This is a genomic window from Streptomyces venezuelae (assembly GCF_008642355.1).
Taxonomy (GTDB): Bacteria; Actinomycetota; Actinomycetes; order Streptomycetales; family Streptomycetaceae; genus Streptomyces; species Streptomyces venezuelae_B.
Map to the genome: position 1 here is coordinate 7102908 of NZ_CP029193.1, position 18733 is coordinate 7121640.

Here is an 18733-nt window from a genome sequence, read left to right on the forward strand (position 1 = left end):
CTCCAGGGTTTTCACGGTCGCCCTCGCCCGCGCGCGGGGCCAAGGTGTACCCACGGCCGCGGAACCGCGGCGGACCTGAAAACACCGATGGGGGACAAGAGATCCGGTGACCGGACGTACTACGGGGGTGTACGAACGGGTGGTCCGCTCAGGATCGGGGGAGCGACCGTCGCGAGGGCGGGGGACGGGGGTGCCCGACGGCACCCCCGCTCGGGTGCGGAACGTCTCCGTGACCGGGCGAGCTCCACTGCCGCCGTCGAGGCTGTGGGTCGCCGGACGACGGCGTGTGGCGAGCCCGCGACGCGGGCGGGACGGCCCCGGCGGTTCGGTCGCGTGCCGAACCGCCCACGCCCTTGTCGCCCACGGCTCGCGTCCGCGTCGCGAACCGAGCCCCCCGCCCCTTGGCGGCGGCCGGGGCCCGCCCCGCGCCCCCGCCGCACCATCCAGGCCCCGCCGCCACCTTCGGCACTGCCGGTCCGCCTGCGGACGTACCAGAACTTCTCCCGCCAACACCCCGCAGGACACCCCGTGCCCCCCCACTCCCGCCCCGACTCGGCCCGTTCTCTGCCGGCCGGTGTCGATGTCGTCTACACGTCCCGGTGCGGAGCCCCAGGAACCGCAGTGAACGACGCCGCGTGGCGTGAACGGTTCCGGGCCTTCCACGTCGACGAGGAGTTCATGACGCGCCGCCCCTGCGTCCTGCTCCTGCACGACCCGCCGGCCCGCCGCGGCGACGAGGTCTCCGGCACGGTCCTCGACGGCCCGAGGTCGGTGGCCTGGACACGGTCCGCCATGAAGTTCAGCGGCGCCACGGCCGTCCTCGTACGGTTCGTCGGCTCTCAGGCCCCGGAGACGCCCGCACCCCCCGAGACCCCCGCGGTCTCGGGCCCCTCCGACGCCTGAGCGAGCAGGCGGACGAGCTGCGTCCTGCGGTGCACCCCGTCGAGCTTGCGGTAGATGTTGCTCAGGTGGAACTCGACGGTCTTGACGCTCAGGAAGAGGCGTTCCGCGACCTCGTGGTTGGTCAGGCCCCTGCCGACCACCAGGGCGACCTGCAGTTCCTGCGGGGTGAGCCGTTCCAGGGGGGCCCGCTCGGGCCGCACCTCGGTGCCGCCCGCCGCGTGCAGTTCGGCCGCCACCCGCGCCGCCCAACCCGTCGCCCCGAGTCGCTCGAACGTGGCGAGGGCCCGTTCCAGGAGGCGCCGCGCCTCACTGCGCCTGCCCTGCCTGCGCAGTTGCTCGCCCCACGCGAACTCGGTCCGCCCCCGCTCGAACGGCACCGGACGCTCCGAGAGCAGCGCGAGCGAGCGCCGCATGTGCCGCGACGCCGCCTCCGGGTCCCCGGGTTCCAGGAGTCCGCGGCAGCGCGCCGCCGCGCCCGCGGTGACCGGTCGGTGACCGCGCCCCGCCTCGTACTCCAGGACCTCGAGGACGTCCCGCGCCTCGTCGGTCCTGCGCAGATGGACGTACGCGTCCGCGAGGTCCGCCGCCCACGTCAGATACAGGCCGTCGCCCCGCCCGTGCCGCTGCGAGAACGCCCGTACCTCCTCCAGGTGGTGCACCGCCTCCTCGAAACGGCCGAGGCCGAGCTCCAGGAGGCCGAGGCCGCCGAGCGCCCGCGCCGCGTCCATCGCCAGCTCCGTTGAGCCCGCCCACTCCATCGCCTTCGCCGCGTGCCGCCGGCAGTCCTCCTCACGGTTCAGCGCGGCTTCGGTCTTGACCAGGGCCGCGAGCCCGCGCGACACCTCGATCAGCTGTCCGCTGGCCTCCGCGAGCCGCACCGCCTCGTCGGCGTGGGCGAGCGACGGCGTCCAGCGACCCCGCCAGAACTCGACGACGGAGAGGGTGCACAAGAGGTGCGAGAGGAGACCCACCGCGCTCGAACCGCGCGCCGTGTACGCGGCGCGGTCCAGCATGCCGTGTGCCTCGTCGAGTTCCTCGGCGGCGAGGTGGCACAGGCCGCCCACCCCGGCGAGCGGGTAGGGAAAGGCCGGGTCGGGGGAGGCGAGGGGCTCGGCCAGCTCGCGCAGGAGTGCGCGGCCCGCCTCGGCGTCGCCGCCCAGCAGCAGCACCAGGGTGCGCAGCAGACGTACGGGAAGCAGCGTCTCGTGCGCGGAGTCGGCGAGCTCCATCGCCGCGGCGGAGGTGCCGCGGGCCGCGGTGAGGTCGCCGACCGCCAGCTCGGTGAGCGCGATCCCGCCGAGCATGACGGCGGCGAGCGACGGGTCGACCTTCTCCGCCTCGTCGACGGCCGACCTGAGCAGCTCGCGCGAGCGCGTCGGACGGCCCCGCTGTACGTCCAGGTAGCAACGGAGCTGACGGATGTCGAGTCGGGTGCCGAGCTGTTCGGCGTGTTCCAGGGCGCGGTCGAGGATCGCGGCCGCCTCGTTCAGCGAGCCCGCGGCCTGTGAGGCGCGGGCCGCGCACAGCAGCCGCTCCGCCTTGCGCTGCCCCTCCGGGGTGAACCGCGCGGCCCGCTCGTACAGCCGCGAGGCCAGTGGATAGGCGAGGGTGTCGGGGGCACCGGAAGCGGCGTTCTCCAGGAGGGACGCCACATGCTCGTCGGGTTCGGCGCCCGAGGCCGCGAGATGCCACGCGTACTGCTCCAGGGCAGGGGCCGTCGCGCCTTGCAGGGAGCGGGCGATGGCGTGGTGCGCCCGACGCCTGCGCACGGGCGTCGCCCCGTGGTAGACCGCCGAGCGCACGAGCGGGTGCCGGAACGCGTACCCGTCACGTTCCTCGACGACGAGTCCCGCGTCCTCCGCGGCCTCCAGCGACTCGTAACTGAGGCCGTGCGCGCGCAGTGCCGCCTCCGTGCCCGCCAGGGGGCGCGTGCCGAGGACGGCGAGGAGCAGCATCGCGTCCTGCGCCTCGGCGGGCAGCCGGGCCACCGCGCTGCCGAAGGTGTGGGCGAGCATCTCGCCGATGGGCAGGGGCGCCCCGGACCCGTCGCCCGCGTCGTCGCCGGCGCCGCTGCCCGCGAGGAGCGCGGGGAGTTCGATCAGGGCGAGGGGGTTGCCGCGGGCCTCGGCGAGCAGCCGGTCCGCCTCCTGCGCGGTGAGTTCGGCGGTGCCCTTCTCGGCGATCAGCCGGTGCGCGGACTCCGCGTCGAGCCCGGTGAGGGTGAACGTCTCGACGGAGGCGAGGCGCGACAAGGCCTCCTCCTGTTCGTCGCGGGCGGTGAACAGGATGACGACGCCCTCGCGGCTGAGCCTGCGGGTGGCGAAGGCGAGCGCGTCCAGGGAGTACGGGTCGAGCCACTGCGCGTCGTCGACGGTGACCAGGACCGGGCCCTCCTCGGCGAGCGCGCCGAGCAGGCTGAGCGTGCCCGCGGCCACCGCGAAGCGGTCCTGGGCGACGGCGGGCCCGAGCGCGAGCGCGCCGGTCAGCGCGGCGCCCTGCCGCTCCGGTATGCGGTCGAGGAAGTGCAGGACGGGGCGGAGCAGATCGGCGAGGCCCACGTACGGCAGGTCGGACTCGACCTCGACGCCGCGCGTGCCGAGCCGCAGCAGGTCGTCGGCCTGCTCGGCGACGTAACCCACGAGGCTGGTCTTGCCGATCCCGGCTTCCCCGCGGATGAGCAGGGCGCCGCTCTCGCCCCCGCGTGCCTTGTCGATGAGGGCGAGAAGACGAGCGCATTCCGCGGAACGCCCCAGGAGCATGCATAAAGCGTACCGGCGGTACGCGACTTCGGAGCGGTGCGGAAGGGAACGTATCTCTTCTTGTCGGGCCGCGACTCTGTCAACCGTCGACGCCCCTCGCTACCCTCCGCGCATGATTCCCACGGTGGTCTGGGGCACCGGCAACGTCGGCCGTGCGGCCGTGCGCGCCGTCGAGGCCCATCCGGAGCTGTCACTCGCGGCCGTGCTGGTGCACAGCCCGGAGAAAGTGGGCCGTGACGCCGGTCAACTCGCGGACATGCCCAGGGCGTTGGGTGTGGCCGCCACCGACGATGTCGACGCGGTGCTCGCCGCCCGGCCGCAGGCCGTCGTGTACGCGGCCTCAGGCGACCTGCGCCCCGACGAGGCACTCGCCGACGTCGTCAGGGCGGTGCGGACCGGGGCCGTCGTGGTGACGCCCGCGCTGTACCCGCTCTACGACCAGCGCGGCGCGCCCCCGGAGTTCAGGGACCCGGTCCTCGCGGCCGTCGCGGAGGGCGGGGGCTCGCTGTTCGTCTCCGGTGTGGACCCCGGCTGGGGCAACGACGTCCTGCCGCTGCTGGTCAGCGGCCTCGGCTCCACCGTCGACGCGATCCGCTGCCAGGAGATCTTCGACTACTCGACGTATGACCAGGAGGACTCGGTCCGCCATCTGATCGGTATGGGGCACCCCATGGAGTACGAGCCGCCGATGCTCGCGCCGTCCGTGCCGACCATGGTGTGGGGCGGGCAGATCCGGCTGATGGCGCGCGCCCTCGGCGTACAACTCGACGCCATACGCGAGACGTTGCACCGTCGGGCGCTCGACGCCACGGTGCGGACGCGGACGATGGGGGAGTTCGCCGCGGGCACGCAGGGCGCGGTGCGCTTCGAGGTGCAGGGCATCGTCGGGGGCGAGCCGCGCATCGTCGTCGAGCACATCACCCGCATCCACCCGTCCTGCGCCCCGGACTGGCCGGTCCCGCCCGACGGCGGCGACGGCGCCCACCGCGTGATCGTCGAGGGCCGCCCGCGCATCGAGGTCACGGTCGAGGCCACCGACGAGGACGAGAACCGTTCCGCGGGCGGCAACGCGACGGCCGTGGGCCGCCTGGTGAACGCCGTCGACTGGCTCGTGGACGCCGACCCCGGCCTCTACGACGCGCTCGACGTCCCGCTGCGACCGGCAGCCGGCCGATTGGGAAGGAAGTGACCCGTGAGTGGTTCCCTGCGCATCGACATCCCCGAGGGCGAGGACGCCATCCCGTACGTGTGGGGCGACATGGTCCCCGGGATCGGCGCGGCGGCGTCCAACTTCTCCCTCGCGGTGTACGCCCACACGACCCTGGGCCTGCGTGAGTTCGAGGCCGCGCGGCTGCGGGTCGCGCAGATCAACGGCTGCGTGTTCTGCCTGGACTGGCGCACCGAGCGCGACGGCGAGAAGGTCGAGGAGGGGTTCGAGGACGCCGTGACCCAGTGGCGCACCACCGACTCCTTCGACGACCGCACGAGGCTGGCCGCGGAGTACGCCGAGCGGTACGCCCTGGACCATCACAACCTGGACGACGCGTTCTGGGCGCGGATGACCGCGCACTACAGCCAGGCCGAGATCGTCGAACTGAGCATGAGCATCGGGTCGTGGCTCGCGTTCGGCCGGCTCAATCACGTGCTCGGCCTCGACACGGTGTGCGTGCTGCCCAAACCCTGACCGCGTGCGGAACGGCGCTCACGAAGGGCGGGAGTGTTCACAGGTCGGTCGCGATGATCTTGTCGATGTTGCGTTCGGCGAGCGCCGCGATCGTGACGAACGGGTTGACGCTGGTGTTGCCGGGGATCAGCGCGCCGTCGATGACGTAGAGACCCGAATAGCCTTGCAGGCGGCCGTAGTTGTCGGTGGCCTTGCCGAGCACCGCGCCGCCGAGCGGGTGGTACGTGAGGTGGTCGCCCCAGATCTTGTAGGTGCCGAAGAGGTCGGTCCGGTAGATCGTGCCCTCCTTCGCGTTGATCCTGTCGAAGATCGTCTTCGCGGCGTCGATCGACGGCTGCTTCCAGGCGGTCTGCCAGTTCAGTTCGGCCCGCTGTGCCGCCGCGTTCCAGGTGAACTCGGCGCGGTGCGGGTTCTTGGTGATCGACAGGTAGAACGAGGCGTACGTCTCGATGCCGGTGGGCAGGGGAGCGACCTCCGCGAAGGCGCCGCCCGCCGCCCAGTTGTCGATGCCGGCCGTGGGGATGGACGACTGGAGCTTGCCGGTCGCGTCCCACATGTGGTTCGCGCGGCCGCACATGACGTTGCCGTTGTCGCCCCACCCCTTGCCGATCTCGCCGTTGAGGCGGGGGAGCGCGCCGGTGGCCTTCAGCGCGACCAGGAGCTTGCTGGTGCCGACGCTGCCCGCGGCGAAGAAGACCTTGTCGGCGGTGACGGACTTGGTGGTGGTGGTGGTGCCCTCGGTGTCGATCCGGTCGATGGTGACCGTGTAGCCGCCGCCTGCCGCCGGGATGACCGAAGTGGCCCTGTGCAGCGGTGAGACGGTGACCCGCCCGGTCGCCCTGGCGCGGGCGAGGTAGGTCTGCTGCAGGGAATTCTTGCCGTGGTTGTTGCCGTAGAGGATCTCGCCCGCGAGCGCGGACTTGGGGACGGTGCCGGCCTGCTCCTTCTCCATGTAATCCCAGTCGTAAACGTCGGGCACGAAGACGAACCCGAAGCCGGAGCGCTGGGCGTGCTTGCGGCCGACGCGGGCGTACTGGTAGCACTCGGCGGTCTCGAACCAGTCGGGGTCGATGGTCGCCACGCCCAGGCCGGCGTTGGCGCGCGGGTAGTAGGTGCCGTACATCTCGCCCGCGTCGACCGTGGGCAGCACCGCGCCGAAGTTCTCGCGTCTCGGCGTGACCGCCATGCCGCCGTTGACGAGGGAGCCGCCGCCGACACCGCGGCCCTGGTAGACGATGATGCCGCCGAACTCCTCGGCGTCCAGGATGCCGGTGTGGCGCGGGACGTTCTTGTCGAGCGGGAAGCCCAGGAAGTTGCTGATGGGCTGCTTGGTCCTGGTGCGGAGCCAGTAGGAACGGACGTCGGGGCTCGTGGTGTTGGCGAAGATCTTGCCGTCGGGGCCCGGGGTGTCCCAGGCCTTGCCCATCTCGATCATGTGGACGTCGACGCCCGCCTCGGCGAGGCGCAGGGCGGCGACGGAGCCGCCGTAACCGGAGCCGATCACGAGGGCGGGGACGGTGGCGCCGTCGGCGATCAGGGCGGACGCGGTGGGCGCGGTCGTCCTGGCCCGAGCCTCAGTGGCGGCGTGCCCCGCGAGGGCCGCGGCGCCAAGAATAGAACCTGTTCCCGCGACGAATCTTCGCCGTGACAGACCGTCAGAAGGGGCGCCACGCTTGGGTGTATGGCTCATGTGACCTTCCTCACTTTTGGCTGAATCGAAACGAGTTCTACTGCTGGCCGCGCAGGAAGTCACGCCATACCAAAAAGTAACTTCTGTCCGATCTTGCACCCCCCGTGGTGGCCGGTCACACCGCCGGGCGCACAACCATGGTGCTCCGCCATATACGCCACTGATCTGCGGTTTCCTACCTTGTGCCGGTACGGAAGCATCCCCGCAGAACTCCTGGAAGTGGTGCACATGGCCTCGCACGGAACCGCGCAAGGAACCGCCCCGCCCGCCCGCGCCGGCATCGTCCGCATCGTGGCCGCGAGCCTCGTCGGCACCACCATCGAGTGGTACGACTTCTTCCTCTACGGCTCGGCGGCCGCGCTGGTCTTCAACAGCCTCTTCTTCCCGTCCAGCGACCCCCTGGTCGGCACGCTGCTCTCCTTCCTCACGTACGCGGTCGGCTTCGCGGCACGTCCCCTGGGCGGCGTCGTCTTCGGTCACTACGGCGACCGCATGGGCCGCAAGAAACTCCTCGTCATCAGCCTGCTGATGATGGGCGGCGCCACGTTCGCGATGGGCCTCCTGCCCACCCACGCGACCATCGGCGTCGGCGCGCCCGTCCTGCTCACCGTGCTGCGCCTCGTCCAGGGCTTCGCCCTCGGCGGCGAATGGGGCGGCGCCGTCCTGCTCGTCTCCGAGCACGGCGGCGACAAGCGCCGCGGCTTCTGGGCGTCCTGGCCGCAGGCAGGCGCCCCCGGCGGCAACCTCCTCGCCACCGGCGTCCTCGCGCTGCTGGCCGCCGTCCAGTCCGAGGAGGCCTTCCTCGCGTGGGGCTGGCGCGTGCCGTTCCTGCTCTCCGGGGTGCTCGTCATGATCGGCCTGTGGATACGGATCTCCGTCACCGAGTCACCGGTCTTCCTGGAAGCACAGCGCAAGGCGGAGGCGGCCGCCGCCGCGGGGGCACAGGAGAAGCCGCCCGTTGTCGAGGTGTTCCGCACAAGCCGGCGCGAAGTGCTCACCGCGATCGGCACGCGGTTCGGCGAGAACATCTCGTACTACATCCTCACGGCCTTCGTCCTCGTCTACGTCACCGTCCACCTCGACCTGCCGAAGAGCGACGCACTGAACGCGGTGCTCATCGGCTCCGCGTTCCACTTCGTCACCATCCCGCTGTGGGGCGCGCTCTCCGACCGCGTCGGGCGCCGCCCGGTGACCCTCATCGGCGCGCTCGGCATGGCCGGCTGGGCCTTCGCGTTCTTCGCCCTGATCGACTCGCGCTCGTTCCCCGTCATCGCGCTCGCCGTCACCGTCGGGCTGCTCTTCCACGGCGCGATGTACGGACCCCAGGCCGCGTTCATCTCCGAGCTCTTCGACACCAAGGTCCGCTACTCGGGCGCCTCGATGGGCTCCCAGCTCGCCTCGATCATCGGCGGCGCACTCGCCCCGATCATCGCCGTGGAACTGCTCAAGGACTACGACTCGGCACTCCCCGTCGCCCTCTACCTGAGCGCGGCAGCGCTCGTCACCGCTGTCACCGTGCACTTCGCGAGGGAGACGAGGGGCCGCGACCTGGCGACGGACGAAACCACCGACCCCGCACCCGCCCCGGCACCGAAGCACGAGGGCACCGTCCCCCTCAACAGCTGACCCCACCCGCCTGCGCCGGATCCGGACCGGTCCATCGACCGCACCCACTCCGCCGGGAGACCATCGCCCCATGCTCCCCACCACCCAGGGCGCGGGCCACGCCGAACCCCAGGCGGGCCTGCGCCGGCTGCTCGAACTGCTCGACCGGGGCGCGCCCGCCGAGGAGTTCGCGCGGCCCGCCGCCCGCGCCCGCGAAGCCGGGGCCTCCCTCGAGGACCTCGCCGCCCTCGACGAGGCCACCGACATCGCGCTGCGCATCCACCGCACCCTCGGTGCGCACCGCCGTCGCGAGGCCGAGCTCACCGCGCTGTTCGACACCGCGAGCGACCTCGCCGCGCTCCGCGACCCGGACGCCGTGCTCCGCGCCATCGTGCGGCGCGCCAAACTGCTTCTCGGCACCGACGTCACGTACCTCTCGCTCAACGACGAGACCGCGGGCGACACCTACATGCGGGTGACCGACGGGAGCATCGCGGCCGCCTTCCAGCAGCTGCGGCTCGGCATGGGCGAAGGGCTCGGTGGGCTCGTCGCGCAGACCGCCCGTCCCTATGTCACCCACGACTACCAGCATGACCCCCGCTTCCATCACACCGACGCCATCGACAGCGCCGTACTCCAGGAAGGGCTGCGGGCCATCCTCGGCGTGCCGCTGCGGCTCGGGTCGCGCGTCATCGGCGTGCTGTACGCCGCCGACCGCGCCGCCCGCGAATTCGCGACCGAGGAGATCGTGCTGCTCTCCTCCCTCGCCGACCACGCCGCCATCGCCATCGACGGCGCCCGCCTCCTGGAGGAGACCCGGGCCGCGCTCGTCGACCTCAACGCCGCCACCGAGACCATCCGGGCGCACAGCAGGGCCATGCGCCGCGCCGAGCAGGCCCACGACCAGCTCACCGATCTGGTGCTGCGCGGCGGCGGCGCCGACGAGGTCGCCGACGGCATCGCCGCACTCCTCGACGGCGGCGCCCTCATCCACGACGCGGACGGTGTCGAACTGGCCCGCACCGGCAGCGACCCCCTGCCGCCGCCCGCCGCCGCCGTCGCGGCGTCGCGCGCCAGCGGGCGCGCCGTACCGCAGGACGGCACCTGGGTGTGCGCGGTCCTCGCGGGACCCGAACTGCTCGGCAGCATCGCCCTCACCGGGCGACCCGAACTCGCCGACACCGACCGGCGGCTCTTCGAGCGGGCGAGCGTCGTCACTGCGCTCCTGCTGCTCCTTCGCCGGTCCGTCGCCGAGACCGAGGACCGCGTACGCGGCGAACTCCTCGGCGACCTGCTCGCCCCCTCCGGCGATCCCGCGGGGCTGGCCGGCCGCGCCCGCCGACTCGGCGTCCGGCTCGACCGCCCGCACGGCGTGTTCGTCGCCCACGGCGAGAGCGCGCCCCGGCCCCGGCTGCTCGCCGCCGCACACCGCGCCGCGCGCACCCACAGCGGCCTCGCCGGACTCCACCACGACAACGTGGTCATCGTGACCCCCGCCCTCACCCCCGGCGCCGACGCCCGGCAACTCGCCGCGGCCCTCGGCCGGACCATCGGCGCCCCGGTCACCGTCGGCGCGGCGGGCCCCGCCACCGGGCCCGCCGGACTGCCCGCGGCACACGCCGAGGCCCTGCGCTGCCTCTCCGCGCTGCGCGCCCTCGGCCACACCGGACACGGCGCGGCCCTCGCCGACCTCGGCTTCGTCGGACTGCTCATCGGCGAACAGGCCGACCTCGGCGGCTACGTCAGAGCGACACTCGGCCCCCTCCTCGACTACGACGCCGAACGCGGCACGGAGCTCGTGCGCACCCTGCAGGCGTACTTCGGGCAGGACCGCAGCCTCACCAGGGCCAAGGCGGCGCTGCACGTCCACGTGAACACGGTGGTGCAGCGCCTGGAACGCGTGGCACGGCTCCTCGGCGACGACTGGAACACCCCCGCCCGCACCCTGGAGATCCAACTCGCCCTCAGGCTGCACAGGTTGACGCCACCGGGGTGAGTTGTCACATTCCCGGCTGTTGGATCCGTCACGTGTGCGACCTACCCTGGAACCGCCTGAAAGGGAGTCGCATGAGCGGACGCAGCGAGCGCACCGGGACGACTGCACGACCTCCACGGCCCGGCAAAGGGGAACGGATCGCCGACTGGGCGGACGGGCGACTGGGCATCAACACCCTGGCCAAGAGCCAGATGCGCAAGATCTTCCCCGACCACTGGTCGTTCATGTTCGGGGAGATCTGCCTCTACAGCTTCATCATCCTCATCCTCACCGGCACCTATCTGACCCTCTTCTTCGACCCGAGCATGTCCGAAGTGACGTACGACGGGGCGTACGTACCGCTCAAGGGCATCCAGATGAGCCGGGCGTACGAATCCACGGTGGACCTCAGCATGGAGGTGCGCGGCGGCCTCCTCATCCGGCAGATCCACCACTGGGCCGCGCTCGTCTTCGTCGCCGGAATGCTCGTGCACATGATGCGGGTGTTCTTCACCGGCGCGTTCCGCAAACCGCGCGAACTCAACTGGCTGTTCGGCTGGACACTGCTATTCCTCGGCATCATCACCGGCCTGACCGGCTACTCGCTGCCCGACGACATGCTCTCCGGCACCGGCATCCGCTTCGCGCAGGGCGCCATCCTCGCCACCCCCGTCATCGGGACGTACCTCTCCTTCTTCCTCTTCGGCGGAGAGTTCCCGGGGGAAGACATCATCCCGCGGCTCTACGCGATCCACATCCTGCTGCTCCCGGGCATCATGCTGGGGCTCGTCGTCGTCCACCTGATCCTGGTCTTCTACCACAAGCACACCCAGTTCGCCGGGCCCGGCAAGACCGAGAAGAACGTGGTCGGAGCGCCGCTCCTGCCCGTCTACGTCGCCAAGGCCGGTGGCTTCTTCTTCCTCGTCTTCGGCGTCCTGGCGATCATGGGTGCGGTGGCCTCGATCAACCCGGTGTGGCAGATCGGCCCCTACCGGCCCGATCTGGTCTCCACCGGCGCCCAACCCGACTGGTACCTCGGATTCTCCGAGGGACTGATCCGGGTGATGCCCAGCTGGGAGATCAACGCCTGGGGCCACACGCTCAACCTGGGCGTCTTCATTCCCTTCGCGCTCTTCCCGATCATCCTCCTCGCCATCGGCGTCTATCCGTTCATCGAGTCCTGGGTCAAGGGCGACCGGCGGGAACACCACATCGCCGACCGGCCGCGCAACGCGCCGGTGCGCACCGGCCTCGGCGTCGCCTGGCTCGCACTGTTCGGCGTGCTGATGGTCGGCGGCGGCAATGACCTGTGGGCCACCCACTTCCATCTCTCCATCAACGCCATCACGTGGTTCGTGCGGGTCGGCTTCTTCGTCGTACCCGTCCTCGCCTTCGTCGTCACGCACCGCATCTGCCTCGGACTGCAGCGCAGGGACCACGACAAGGTCCTGCACGGCAGGGAGACCGGCACCATCAAACGCCTCCCGCACGGCGAGTACGTCGAGATCCACGAGCGCCTCCCGCAGGCCGAGCTGTACCGCCTCACCGCCCACGAACAGCCCCGCCCCTACGAGATCGGACCCGTCGTCGACGCCAACGGCGTCACCCGCAAGGTCCGCCCCTCCGAACGCCTCCGCGCCCGCCTGGCCCGCGCCATGTACGGCCCCGGGGCACAGGTCCCGAAGGCGACACCGGAGGAGTACCTGGCGATCCAGCGGGGGGAGGGCGATCACCACTGACGGCACCGCCGCGCCACCTCGGTTAGCCTCGCAGCGTGATGGCATCCGAGAACACTCCGAAGCTGCTCGCCACCAGCGACCTGCATGTGGCGTACGCGGAGAACAGGACGTACGTCGAGACGATACGGCCGCAGTCGGACGGGGACTGGCTGATCGTCGCGGGCGACGTCGCCGAGCGCATGGCCGACATCGAGTGGGCGCTGCGCACGCTCGCCGGGCGCTTCGCCAAGGTGGTGTGGTCGCCGGGCAACCATGAACTGTGGACGCCGAAGGACGACCCGGTCCAGCTGCGCGGCGAGGAACGGTACCAGCACATCGTCGCGCTCTGCCGGGAGTCGGGCATCGCGACGCCCGAGGACCCCTACCCCGTATGGCGCGGAGCCGGTGGTCCCGTCGTGGTCGCCCCGCTCTTCCTCCTCTACGACTACACCTTCCGCCCCGAGGGCACGCACACGAAGGAGCAGGCGCTGGAGGTCGCCCACGAGGCGGGCGTCGTCTGCACGGACGAGTACTTCCTGCACCCCGACCCGTACGCGACCCGCGACGACTGGTCCCGCGCCCGCGTCAAGCACACCGAGGACCTCCTCGCCGCGCGCCCCGCGGGCCTGCCGACCGTCCTGGTCAACCACTGGCCGCTGCTGCGCGAACCCACCCGCATCCTGCGCTACCCCGAGTTCGCCCTGTGGTGCGGCACCGAGAGCTCCGCAGACTGGCACGTGAAGTACGAGGCGGCCGCGGTCGTCTACGGCCACCTGCACATCCCGCGCACCACCGTGCACGACGGCGTGCCGCACATCGAGGCGTCCGTCGGCTACCCCCGCGAGTGGCGCAGGGACTTCCACCCCGACCCGCACCTGCGCCAGGTACTTCCGGTGCCGCCGGCGACGGACTGAACCGGCTCAGGGCTGCGCGGGCAGCGGTCTGCGGGCGAGGAGTTCGGCCAGACCCTGGCGGGTGGCGGCCAGGACGACACGGTCCTCGGGGCGCAGGACGTACTCCGGGTCGAGCTCCCACTCCAGGCCCGAGGACAGGCCCGACTCCTGGTCCGACGCGCGTTCCAGGGCGACGACGCGCCACGCGCCCGGCCGGAACACCTCGGAGATCTTGCGGCCCGTCAGCTGCGGCTGGAGCGACACGTCGAGCGCCGCGAAGAGCAGCACCGAACGCTCGACGGGCAGCGCGCCCAGAATCTGGCGGCCCATCATCGCCCCGGCGAAGGCGGGCGCGGCCAGCGCCGACACGCTGCGGCTGCGGGTGAGGGCTCCGGGGTGCGCGGCGCGCAGGGTGCGGTAGACGGCGGTCGCGAACTCGTCGTCGTACAGCCGCAGCGCCACCCGCAGGTCGGGCTTCACCGACCGTGCGTACAGGGCCGCTTCGAGGTTTATCGTGTCCGCGCTGGTCAGCGCGAGCAGCGCGTGTGCGCGGTGCACCTTCGCCGCCTCCAGGACGCCTTCCTCCGTCACGTCCCCGATCACGGTGGGCACGCGCAGCCGTCGCGCCAGGGAGATGCCGCGGGCCTCCGGGTCGGCCTCCACGCACACCACGGGGATGTCCAGCTCACGGAGCCGGGCGAGGACCCGCGTGCCGATCTTGCCGAGGCCGAGCAGGACGACGTGGCCCGACAGGCCGCGCGGCGGGCGGCGCAGCGAGGACGCGGTGCGGAAGGTGCCGAGGGCCTCCAGGACGGCGGCGAAGAGGATGGGGAGGAGGAGCAGTCCGACCAGGCCGGCCAGGAGCTGGAGGATCTGGCGGCTCATCGGTCCGTCGGTCGCCGGATCGTTGATCGAGAACAGGTCGAGGAGCGTCAGGTACGTGGCGTGCAGCGGCGTCGTGTCCTCGGTGGTGACGATCGACGCGATGGCCATGCCGACGACGGCCGCCGCGAACCCCGCCACCGACCAGCGCAGGCGACGCGAGAACAGTTCGCGCAACGGCACGCCGCGCCCCGCGAGGAACCCGGGCGGCGGCGCGGACCCCGAGTACGAGACGGTCTCGAGGACCAGCGCGCCCCGGCCGGGAGCGGCGGCGACGGCGTCGTCGTCCGGCAGCAGCCGCGGCCCCGCCCCGGCACCCGCGTCGTCCGAACCCTCCGCGCCCGCCGGGTCGTTGGCGGTGGACGAGAGCAGCGCGAGAGTGGCGAGCCCGCGCGGCGCCACCTGGCCCGGCGCCGGGGGAGTGCGCTCCACGGCGCGCAGCAGCAGCCCGTCGGCGTGCACGACCTTGCTGGTTCCGGCGACCGCGGTGGCCGCGAGGGCGGGCGCCGCCGTGTCGGCGTCGGACAGGACGGTGACGCTGGCGTCCGTCGTCGCCAGGCCGGCCACGGCCGCGGCCTGGTCGAGCAGTTCCTCCACGTGCTGGCCGAGCTTGCGGTTGTACAGCCGGATCACCAGACGGAGACGGGGGTTGAGCCGCCGCGCGGCGAGCGCCGCACGGATGTTGGTCTCGTCGTCGTCATGCATCAGCGCGAGCGCGGCGGCCTGCGGGACGCCCGCGTCGGCGAGGACGTCGTCGGTGAGCTCGGGGGCTTCCACGGTCCGCGGCAGGTCGGCCGCGCCGCTGCCCTCACCGGTGCCGTGCCCGTTTCCGTTCCCGTGCGCGGAGCCGTTGCCGTTCATGTTCCCGGTGGTCCGGGACACCGCCGCGGTGATACGTCCGATCAGTGCGGTCGTCAGGGCTCGCCCCGTCGGGCGGCTCGGCTCGCCGCCCCCGGACGGCACGACGAGGACGACCTGTTCGCCGTAGACGCCGCGGAGTTCGGCGGCGAGCCGGTGGGCCAGGACGTTGTCACCGCCGCACACGACCATGTGGCCGGGGGCGGGCAGTTGCGGGCGCGGTGAGGGAAGCGACGATGCGTGCGACACAGGAGGAAGAGTGCCGCATGGGGCCGTACGGTTCCGCGTGTCGCACAATGGTTCTGTTCTGACTGATCCATCAGTCAGAACCGCAATTCTCCCCTGAAGGTCTTTGGGGACGCGGAAAGAATCGGAGAAACCGAGTCCCGCGCGTTGCGGTTGTCGCAACGCGCGGGTAGGGTCGCCGACCATGGTGTACGACCCCGAGGTGGCGGACCGCGTCCGCAAGGTGATCGCCGATGCCGGAGTGACCCAGCGCGAGTTCGCCCGCCGCATCGTCATGGACCCCTCCAAGCTGTCCCGGTCGCTCGGCGGCACCCGGCGCTTCACCGCGGCGGAGCTCGCCCGCATCGCGGACACCGGCGGGGTCGACGCGGGCTGGCTGCTCGGCGCCGCCGGTGTCCGCGACGATGCCGCCGGGACCGCGGAGCCCGCCGCGCGGCGGGAGCGCGCCGTGGCACCCGAGGGCGGCCGTCCCCTGCAGATCGTCCGCGAGACCGTCCGCCTCATCGCGGAGCGCGGCTTCCACGCCGTCCGCGTCCAGGACATCGCCGCGGCCTGCGACACCAGCACCGCCGCGATCCACTACCACTTCCCGGGCCGCGACGACCTCCTCGAGGCCGCGGTGCGCTGGTGCATGGACGAGGACACGGCACGCCGCGCGGCCAGGGTCGCGGACGCCGCCGACACCGCCGACGAACTGCGTCAGCTCATCGAGCTGCAGATCCCCCGCACCCCGCAGCAGCGCTGGCAGTGGCTCGTCTGGCTCGACCTGTGGGCGGAGGCCGCCCGCTCCACCGCCATGGGCCGACTGCACGCCGACTACTACCGGCAGTGGCGCACCACCGTCGCCGACGTCATCCGCCGCGGCATCGCCGAAGGCGTCTTCCGGCTCGCCGACCCCGAGGCGGCGGCGCTGCGCCTGACCGCGCTGATCGACGGCCTCGCCACGCAGGTCCTCGCCTCCGCGCCCGACGCTCCCGGCGCGGGCCCCGACGACATGCACGAGTCCCTCATCGCCTACGTGGACGCGACGCTGACCGCGCACTGACACCTCGTACGCAGACATCCCCTGTACGCGACACCCCACCCCCGAGGGAGAGTTCCGCATGCCCGTGAACGACAACGTCATCATCACCGCCGCCCTGACCGGCGCCGGTGACACCGTCCGCAAGAGCCCGCACGTGCCCGTCACGCCCGAGCAGATAGCCACCTCCGCGGTCGAGGCCGCCGACGCGGGCGCCGCCGTCGTCCACATCCACGTACGCAACCCCGAGACCGGCGAGCCCTCCCGCGACCCGCGCCTGTACCGCGAGGTCGTCGAGCGCATCAAGGAGACCGGCACCGACGTCGTCATCAACCTCACCGCGGGCATGGGCGGCGACCTCGTCGTCGACCCCATCGTGCCGCTGCAGGACCTCGGCGAGCTGCCCGGCACCGACCTCGTCGGCGGCCTCGACCGGCTCCCGCACGTCGAGGACCTGCTGCCCGACATCTGCACCCTCGACTGCGGCTCCCTCAACTTCGGCGACAACCTCTACGTCTCCACGCCCGACATGCTCCGCCAGGGCGCCAAGCGCATCCAGGGGCTCGGCGTCCGCCCCGAGCTGGAGATCTTCGACACCGGCCAGCTGTGGTTCGCCAAGCAGCTCCTCGCCGAGGGACTGCTCGACAACCCCACCGTCTTCCAGCTCTGCATGGGCATCCCGTGGGGCGCGCCCGCCGACCCGGGCGTCCTCCAGTCCATGGTCAACATGCTGCCCGAAGGCGCCCAGTGGGCCAGCTTCGCGCTCGGCCGCATGCAGATGCCGTGGGTCGCGCAGTCCATCCTGCTCGGCGGTCAGGTACGCGTCGGCCTGGAGGACAACCTCTACCTCGGCAAGGGCAACAAGGCGACCAACGCGCAGCTCGTCGAGCGCGCCGTGCAGATCACGGAGAACTTCGGCTCGCGCGTCGCGACACCGGACGAGGCCCGCCAGAAGCTCGGCCTGAAGCCCCGCTCCTGACGCGCCGACACTTCCCCACGTCTCCTTCCCCCCCCCCACAGAGGACACCACCATGAGCAGCACCACCACCCCTGAAGACGTACGCCGCGTCGCGTGCGTGGGCGCCGGAGTCATCGGCGGCGGCTGGGTCGCCCACTTCCTGGCCCGCGGCTACGACGTCACCGCCTGGGACCCCGCCCCCGACGCCGAGCAGAAGCTGCGCCGCCTCGTCGAGGCCGCCTGGCCCGCCCTCACCCAGCTCGGACTCGCCGAAGGCGCCTCGCAGGACCGCCTCACCGTCACCGCCACCCTCGAAGAGGCCGTCGCGGACGCCCAGTTCGTGCAGGAGAGCGCACCCGAGAACCTCGACCTCAAGCGCGACCTGCTCGCACGCCTCGACGCCGCCGCCCCCGCGGGCGTCGTCATCGCCTCCTCCACGTCCGGCTACCCGATGACCGACATGCAGACCGAGGCCGTGACCCCGGGCCGCCTCGTCGTCGGACACCCCTTCAACCCGCCGTACCTCATACCCCTCGTCGAGGTCGTCGGCGGCGAGCGGACCGACGCCGAAGCCGTGGCGTGGGCGTCCCGCTTCTACGAGGTCGCGGGCAAGTCCGTGATCACCATGAGGAGCGAAGTCCCCGGCTTCATCGCCAACCGCCTCCAGGAAGCCCTGTGGCGCGAGGCCCTGCACATGGTCGCCAACGGCGAGGCCACCGTACGGGAGATCGACGACTCCATCACCGAGGGCCCCGGCCTGCGCTGGGCGTTCATGGGCCCGATGCTCACCTTCGCGCTCGCGGGCGGCGAGGGCGGCATGGCCCACATGCTCGACCACTTCGGCCCGTCCCTGAAGTCCCCGTGGACGCGGCTCGAAGCGCCCGAGCTCGACAAGAAGCTGTACGACGCCGTGGTCGCCGGATGCGACGACGCGGCGGACGGCCGCACCATCGCGGACCTCGTCGCCGAGCGCGACCAGGGCGTCATCGACGTCCTGCGCGCCACGGGCCGCCTGAACGGGGGCAAGAAGTGACCGCGTCCACGCATCGAGCACAGCCCCTGCCCCTGGCCCGGCACCGCGTCCGCCCCGAGTGGATCGACTACAACGGCCACATGAGCGAGGCGTTCTACGTCCTCGTCTTCGGCTACGCCACGGACGCCATGATGATCGAGACGGGCCTGCACGCCGGCTACCGCGAGTCCACCGGCTGCTCCCTCTACACGGTCGAGGCGCACGTGCGGTACCTGAACGACGTCTCCGAAGGCGCCCGTCTCGCCGTCCGCACCCGCCTGCTGGGCGCGGACGCGAAGAGGGCGCGCTTCACGCACGAGATGTACGTCGTGGAGGACGAGGGGGACGAACCGGCCCCGGACGCCGCCCCCGTGGCCACGACGGAGCTGCTCGCGCTCCACGTCGACCAGAACGCGGGCCGCGCGGTGCCGTTCCCGGCGGAGATCCGTGAGCGCCTGGAGGCCCTCACGGAACCGGCCCCGGAGTGGGCAGGACGTTCCATCGCCGAGGTGCCCCGGAGCGGTTAGGG

The 18733-nt window shown here is 72.1% G+C and carries 14 protein-coding genes; 11 read left to right on the forward strand and 3 right to left on the reverse strand.

The window, feature by feature from the left end; genetic code table 11:
- The first annotated feature begins 87 nt into the window (after nucleotides 1-87).
- On the forward strand, nucleotides 88-903 hold the full coding sequence (locus tag DEJ47_RS37170; RefSeq protein ID WP_223828578.1) for a hypothetical protein: 816 nt from the start codon (nucleotides 88-90) through the stop codon (nucleotides 901-903).
- Here the strand turns inward: DEJ47_RS37170 and DEJ47_RS32525 are convergent.
- A complete protein-coding gene (locus DEJ47_RS32525) occupies nucleotides 840-3662 on the reverse strand; it encodes a helix-turn-helix transcriptional regulator (RefSeq protein ID WP_150174324.1) in 2823 nt (940 codons plus the stop codon). The genes DEJ47_RS37170 and DEJ47_RS32525 overlap by 64 nt on opposite strands.
- A gap of 112 nt (nucleotides 3663-3774) precedes the next feature.
- On the opposite strand from DEJ47_RS32525, the gene DEJ47_RS32530 reads away from it, so the two are divergent.
- Both DEJ47_RS32530 and DEJ47_RS32535 read left to right on the forward strand, forming a co-directional pair.
- Nucleotides 3775-4851 carry a dihydrodipicolinate reductase gene (locus tag DEJ47_RS32530; RefSeq protein WP_150174326.1) on the forward strand — a complete coding sequence of 359 codons (1077 nt, stop codon included), beginning with the start codon at nucleotides 3775-3777 and terminating at the stop codon, nucleotides 4849-4851.
- 69 nt (nucleotides 4852-4920) lie between these two features.
- Entirely contained in the window at nucleotides 4921-5346 is a 426-nt protein-coding gene (locus DEJ47_RS32535; RefSeq protein ID WP_398338399.1) for a carboxymuconolactone decarboxylase family protein, read from the forward strand.
- Nucleotides 5347-5383: 37 nt separating this feature from the next.
- On the opposite strand, the gene DEJ47_RS32540 is transcribed toward DEJ47_RS32535, so the two are convergent.
- Nucleotides 5384-7036 carry a GMC oxidoreductase gene (locus DEJ47_RS32540; RefSeq protein WP_150174329.1) on the reverse strand — a complete coding sequence of 551 codons (1653 nt, stop codon included), beginning with the start codon at nucleotides 7034-7036 and terminating at the stop codon, nucleotides 5384-5386.
- Nucleotides 7037-7264: 228 nt separating this feature from the next.
- Here DEJ47_RS32540 and DEJ47_RS32545 point away from each other — a divergent pair, with 228 nt between their 5' ends.
- The 4 genes from DEJ47_RS32545 (at nucleotide 7265) to DEJ47_RS32560 (ending at nucleotide 13248) form a co-directional block, all read left to right on the forward strand.
- The gene (locus DEJ47_RS32545) at nucleotides 7265-8662 is read left to right on the forward strand and encodes an MFS transporter (protein WP_150174331.1); all 1398 of its coding nucleotides are present in this window, start codon (nucleotides 7265-7267) and stop codon (nucleotides 8660-8662) included.
- Between the two features lie 70 nt (nucleotides 8663-8732).
- On the forward strand, nucleotides 8733-10637 hold the full coding sequence (locus tag DEJ47_RS32550) for a helix-turn-helix domain-containing protein (RefSeq protein ID WP_150174333.1): 1905 nt from the start codon (nucleotides 8733-8735) through the stop codon (nucleotides 10635-10637).
- A 71-nt stretch (nucleotides 10638-10708) separates the two neighbouring features.
- Nucleotides 10709-12355: a cytochrome b gene (locus DEJ47_RS32555; RefSeq protein WP_150174335.1), complete on the forward strand. Its 1647-nt coding sequence runs from the start codon at nucleotides 10709-10711 to the stop codon at nucleotides 12353-12355.
- A gap of 38 nt (nucleotides 12356-12393) precedes the next feature.
- Nucleotides 12394-13248, forward strand: a complete 855-nt coding sequence (locus DEJ47_RS32560; protein ID WP_150176022.1) for a metallophosphoesterase family protein — start codon at nucleotides 12394-12396, stop codon at nucleotides 13246-13248.
- A 6-nt stretch (nucleotides 13249-13254) separates the two neighbouring features.
- Here DEJ47_RS32560 and DEJ47_RS32565 read toward each other — a convergent pair whose 3' ends face one another.
- Nucleotides 13255-15159 carry a potassium channel family protein gene (locus DEJ47_RS32565; RefSeq protein WP_150176023.1) on the reverse strand — a complete coding sequence of 635 codons (1905 nt, stop codon included), beginning with the start codon at nucleotides 15157-15159 and terminating at the stop codon, nucleotides 13255-13257.
- Between the two features lie 238 nt (nucleotides 15160-15397).
- On the opposite strand from DEJ47_RS32565, the gene DEJ47_RS32570 reads away from it, so the two are divergent.
- From DEJ47_RS32570 to DEJ47_RS32585, 4 genes are read left to right on the forward strand one after another with little or no spacing between them, the layout of a single operon-like run.
- On the forward strand, nucleotides 15398-16258 hold the full coding sequence (locus DEJ47_RS32570; RefSeq protein ID WP_150174338.1) for a TetR/AcrR family transcriptional regulator: 861 nt from the start codon (nucleotides 15398-15400) through the stop codon (nucleotides 16256-16258).
- Between the two features lie 58 nt (nucleotides 16259-16316).
- Nucleotides 16317-17213 carry a 3-keto-5-aminohexanoate cleavage protein gene (locus DEJ47_RS32575; RefSeq protein WP_150174340.1) on the forward strand — a complete coding sequence of 299 codons (897 nt, stop codon included), beginning with the start codon at nucleotides 16317-16319 and terminating at the stop codon, nucleotides 17211-17213.
- 52 nt (nucleotides 17214-17265) lie between these two features.
- Complete coding sequence (locus DEJ47_RS32580; RefSeq protein WP_150174342.1) at nucleotides 17266-18225, forward strand: 3-hydroxyacyl-CoA dehydrogenase NAD-binding domain-containing protein; 960 nt, start codon at nucleotides 17266-17268, stop codon at nucleotides 18223-18225.
- Nucleotides 18222-18731, forward strand: coding sequence for a thioesterase family protein (locus DEJ47_RS32585; RefSeq protein ID WP_223828579.1), 510 nt, complete (start codon nucleotides 18222-18224; stop codon nucleotides 18729-18731). The genes DEJ47_RS32580 and DEJ47_RS32585 overlap by 4 nt, the downstream gene beginning before the upstream one ends.
- Nucleotides 18732-18733: the final 2 nt, after the last annotated feature.

Excerpts from the sequence above, each read along its gene's own strand:
- DEJ47_RS32555 (WP_150174335.1), top strand. The coding sequence starts at position 10,709 with ATGAGCGGACGCAGCGAGCGCACCGGGACGACTGCACGACCTCCACGG.
- DEJ47_RS32570 (WP_150174338.1), top strand. The coding sequence starts at position 15,398 with ATGGTGTACGACCCCGAGGTGGCGGACCGCGTCCGCAAGGTGATCGCC.
- DEJ47_RS32535 (WP_398338399.1), top strand. The coding sequence starts at position 4,921 with ATGGTCCCCGGGATCGGCGCGGCGGCGTCCAACTTCTCCCTCGCGGTG.
- DEJ47_RS32530 (WP_150174326.1), top strand. The coding sequence starts at position 3,775 with ATGATTCCCACGGTGGTCTGGGGCACCGGCAACGTCGGCCGTGCGGCC.
- DEJ47_RS32580 (WP_150174342.1), top strand. The coding sequence starts at position 17,266 with ATGAGCAGCACCACCACCCCTGAAGACGTACGCCGCGTCGCGTGCGTG.
- DEJ47_RS32560 (WP_150176022.1), top strand. The coding sequence starts at position 12,394 with ATGGCATCCGAGAACACTCCGAAGCTGCTCGCCACCAGCGACCTGCAT.
- DEJ47_RS32525 (WP_150174324.1), bottom strand. The coding sequence starts at position 3,662 with ATGCTCCTGGGGCGTTCCGCGGAATGCGCTCGTCTTCTCGCCCTCATC.
- DEJ47_RS37170 (WP_223828578.1), top strand. The coding sequence starts at position 88 with ATGGGGGACAAGAGATCCGGTGACCGGACGTACTACGGGGGTGTACGA.
- DEJ47_RS32550 (WP_150174333.1), top strand. The coding sequence starts at position 8,733 with ATGCTCCCCACCACCCAGGGCGCGGGCCACGCCGAACCCCAGGCGGGC.
- DEJ47_RS32540 (WP_150174329.1), bottom strand. The coding sequence starts at position 7,036 with ATGAGCCATACACCCAAGCGTGGCGCCCCTTCTGACGGTCTGTCACGG.
- DEJ47_RS32545 (WP_150174331.1), top strand. The coding sequence starts at position 7,265 with ATGGCCTCGCACGGAACCGCGCAAGGAACCGCCCCGCCCGCCCGCGCC.
- DEJ47_RS32575 (WP_150174340.1), top strand. The coding sequence starts at position 16,317 with ATGCCCGTGAACGACAACGTCATCATCACCGCCGCCCTGACCGGCGCC.
- DEJ47_RS32565 (WP_150176023.1), bottom strand. The coding sequence starts at position 15,159 with ATGGTCGTGTGCGGCGGTGACAACGTCCTGGCCCACCGGCTCGCCGCC.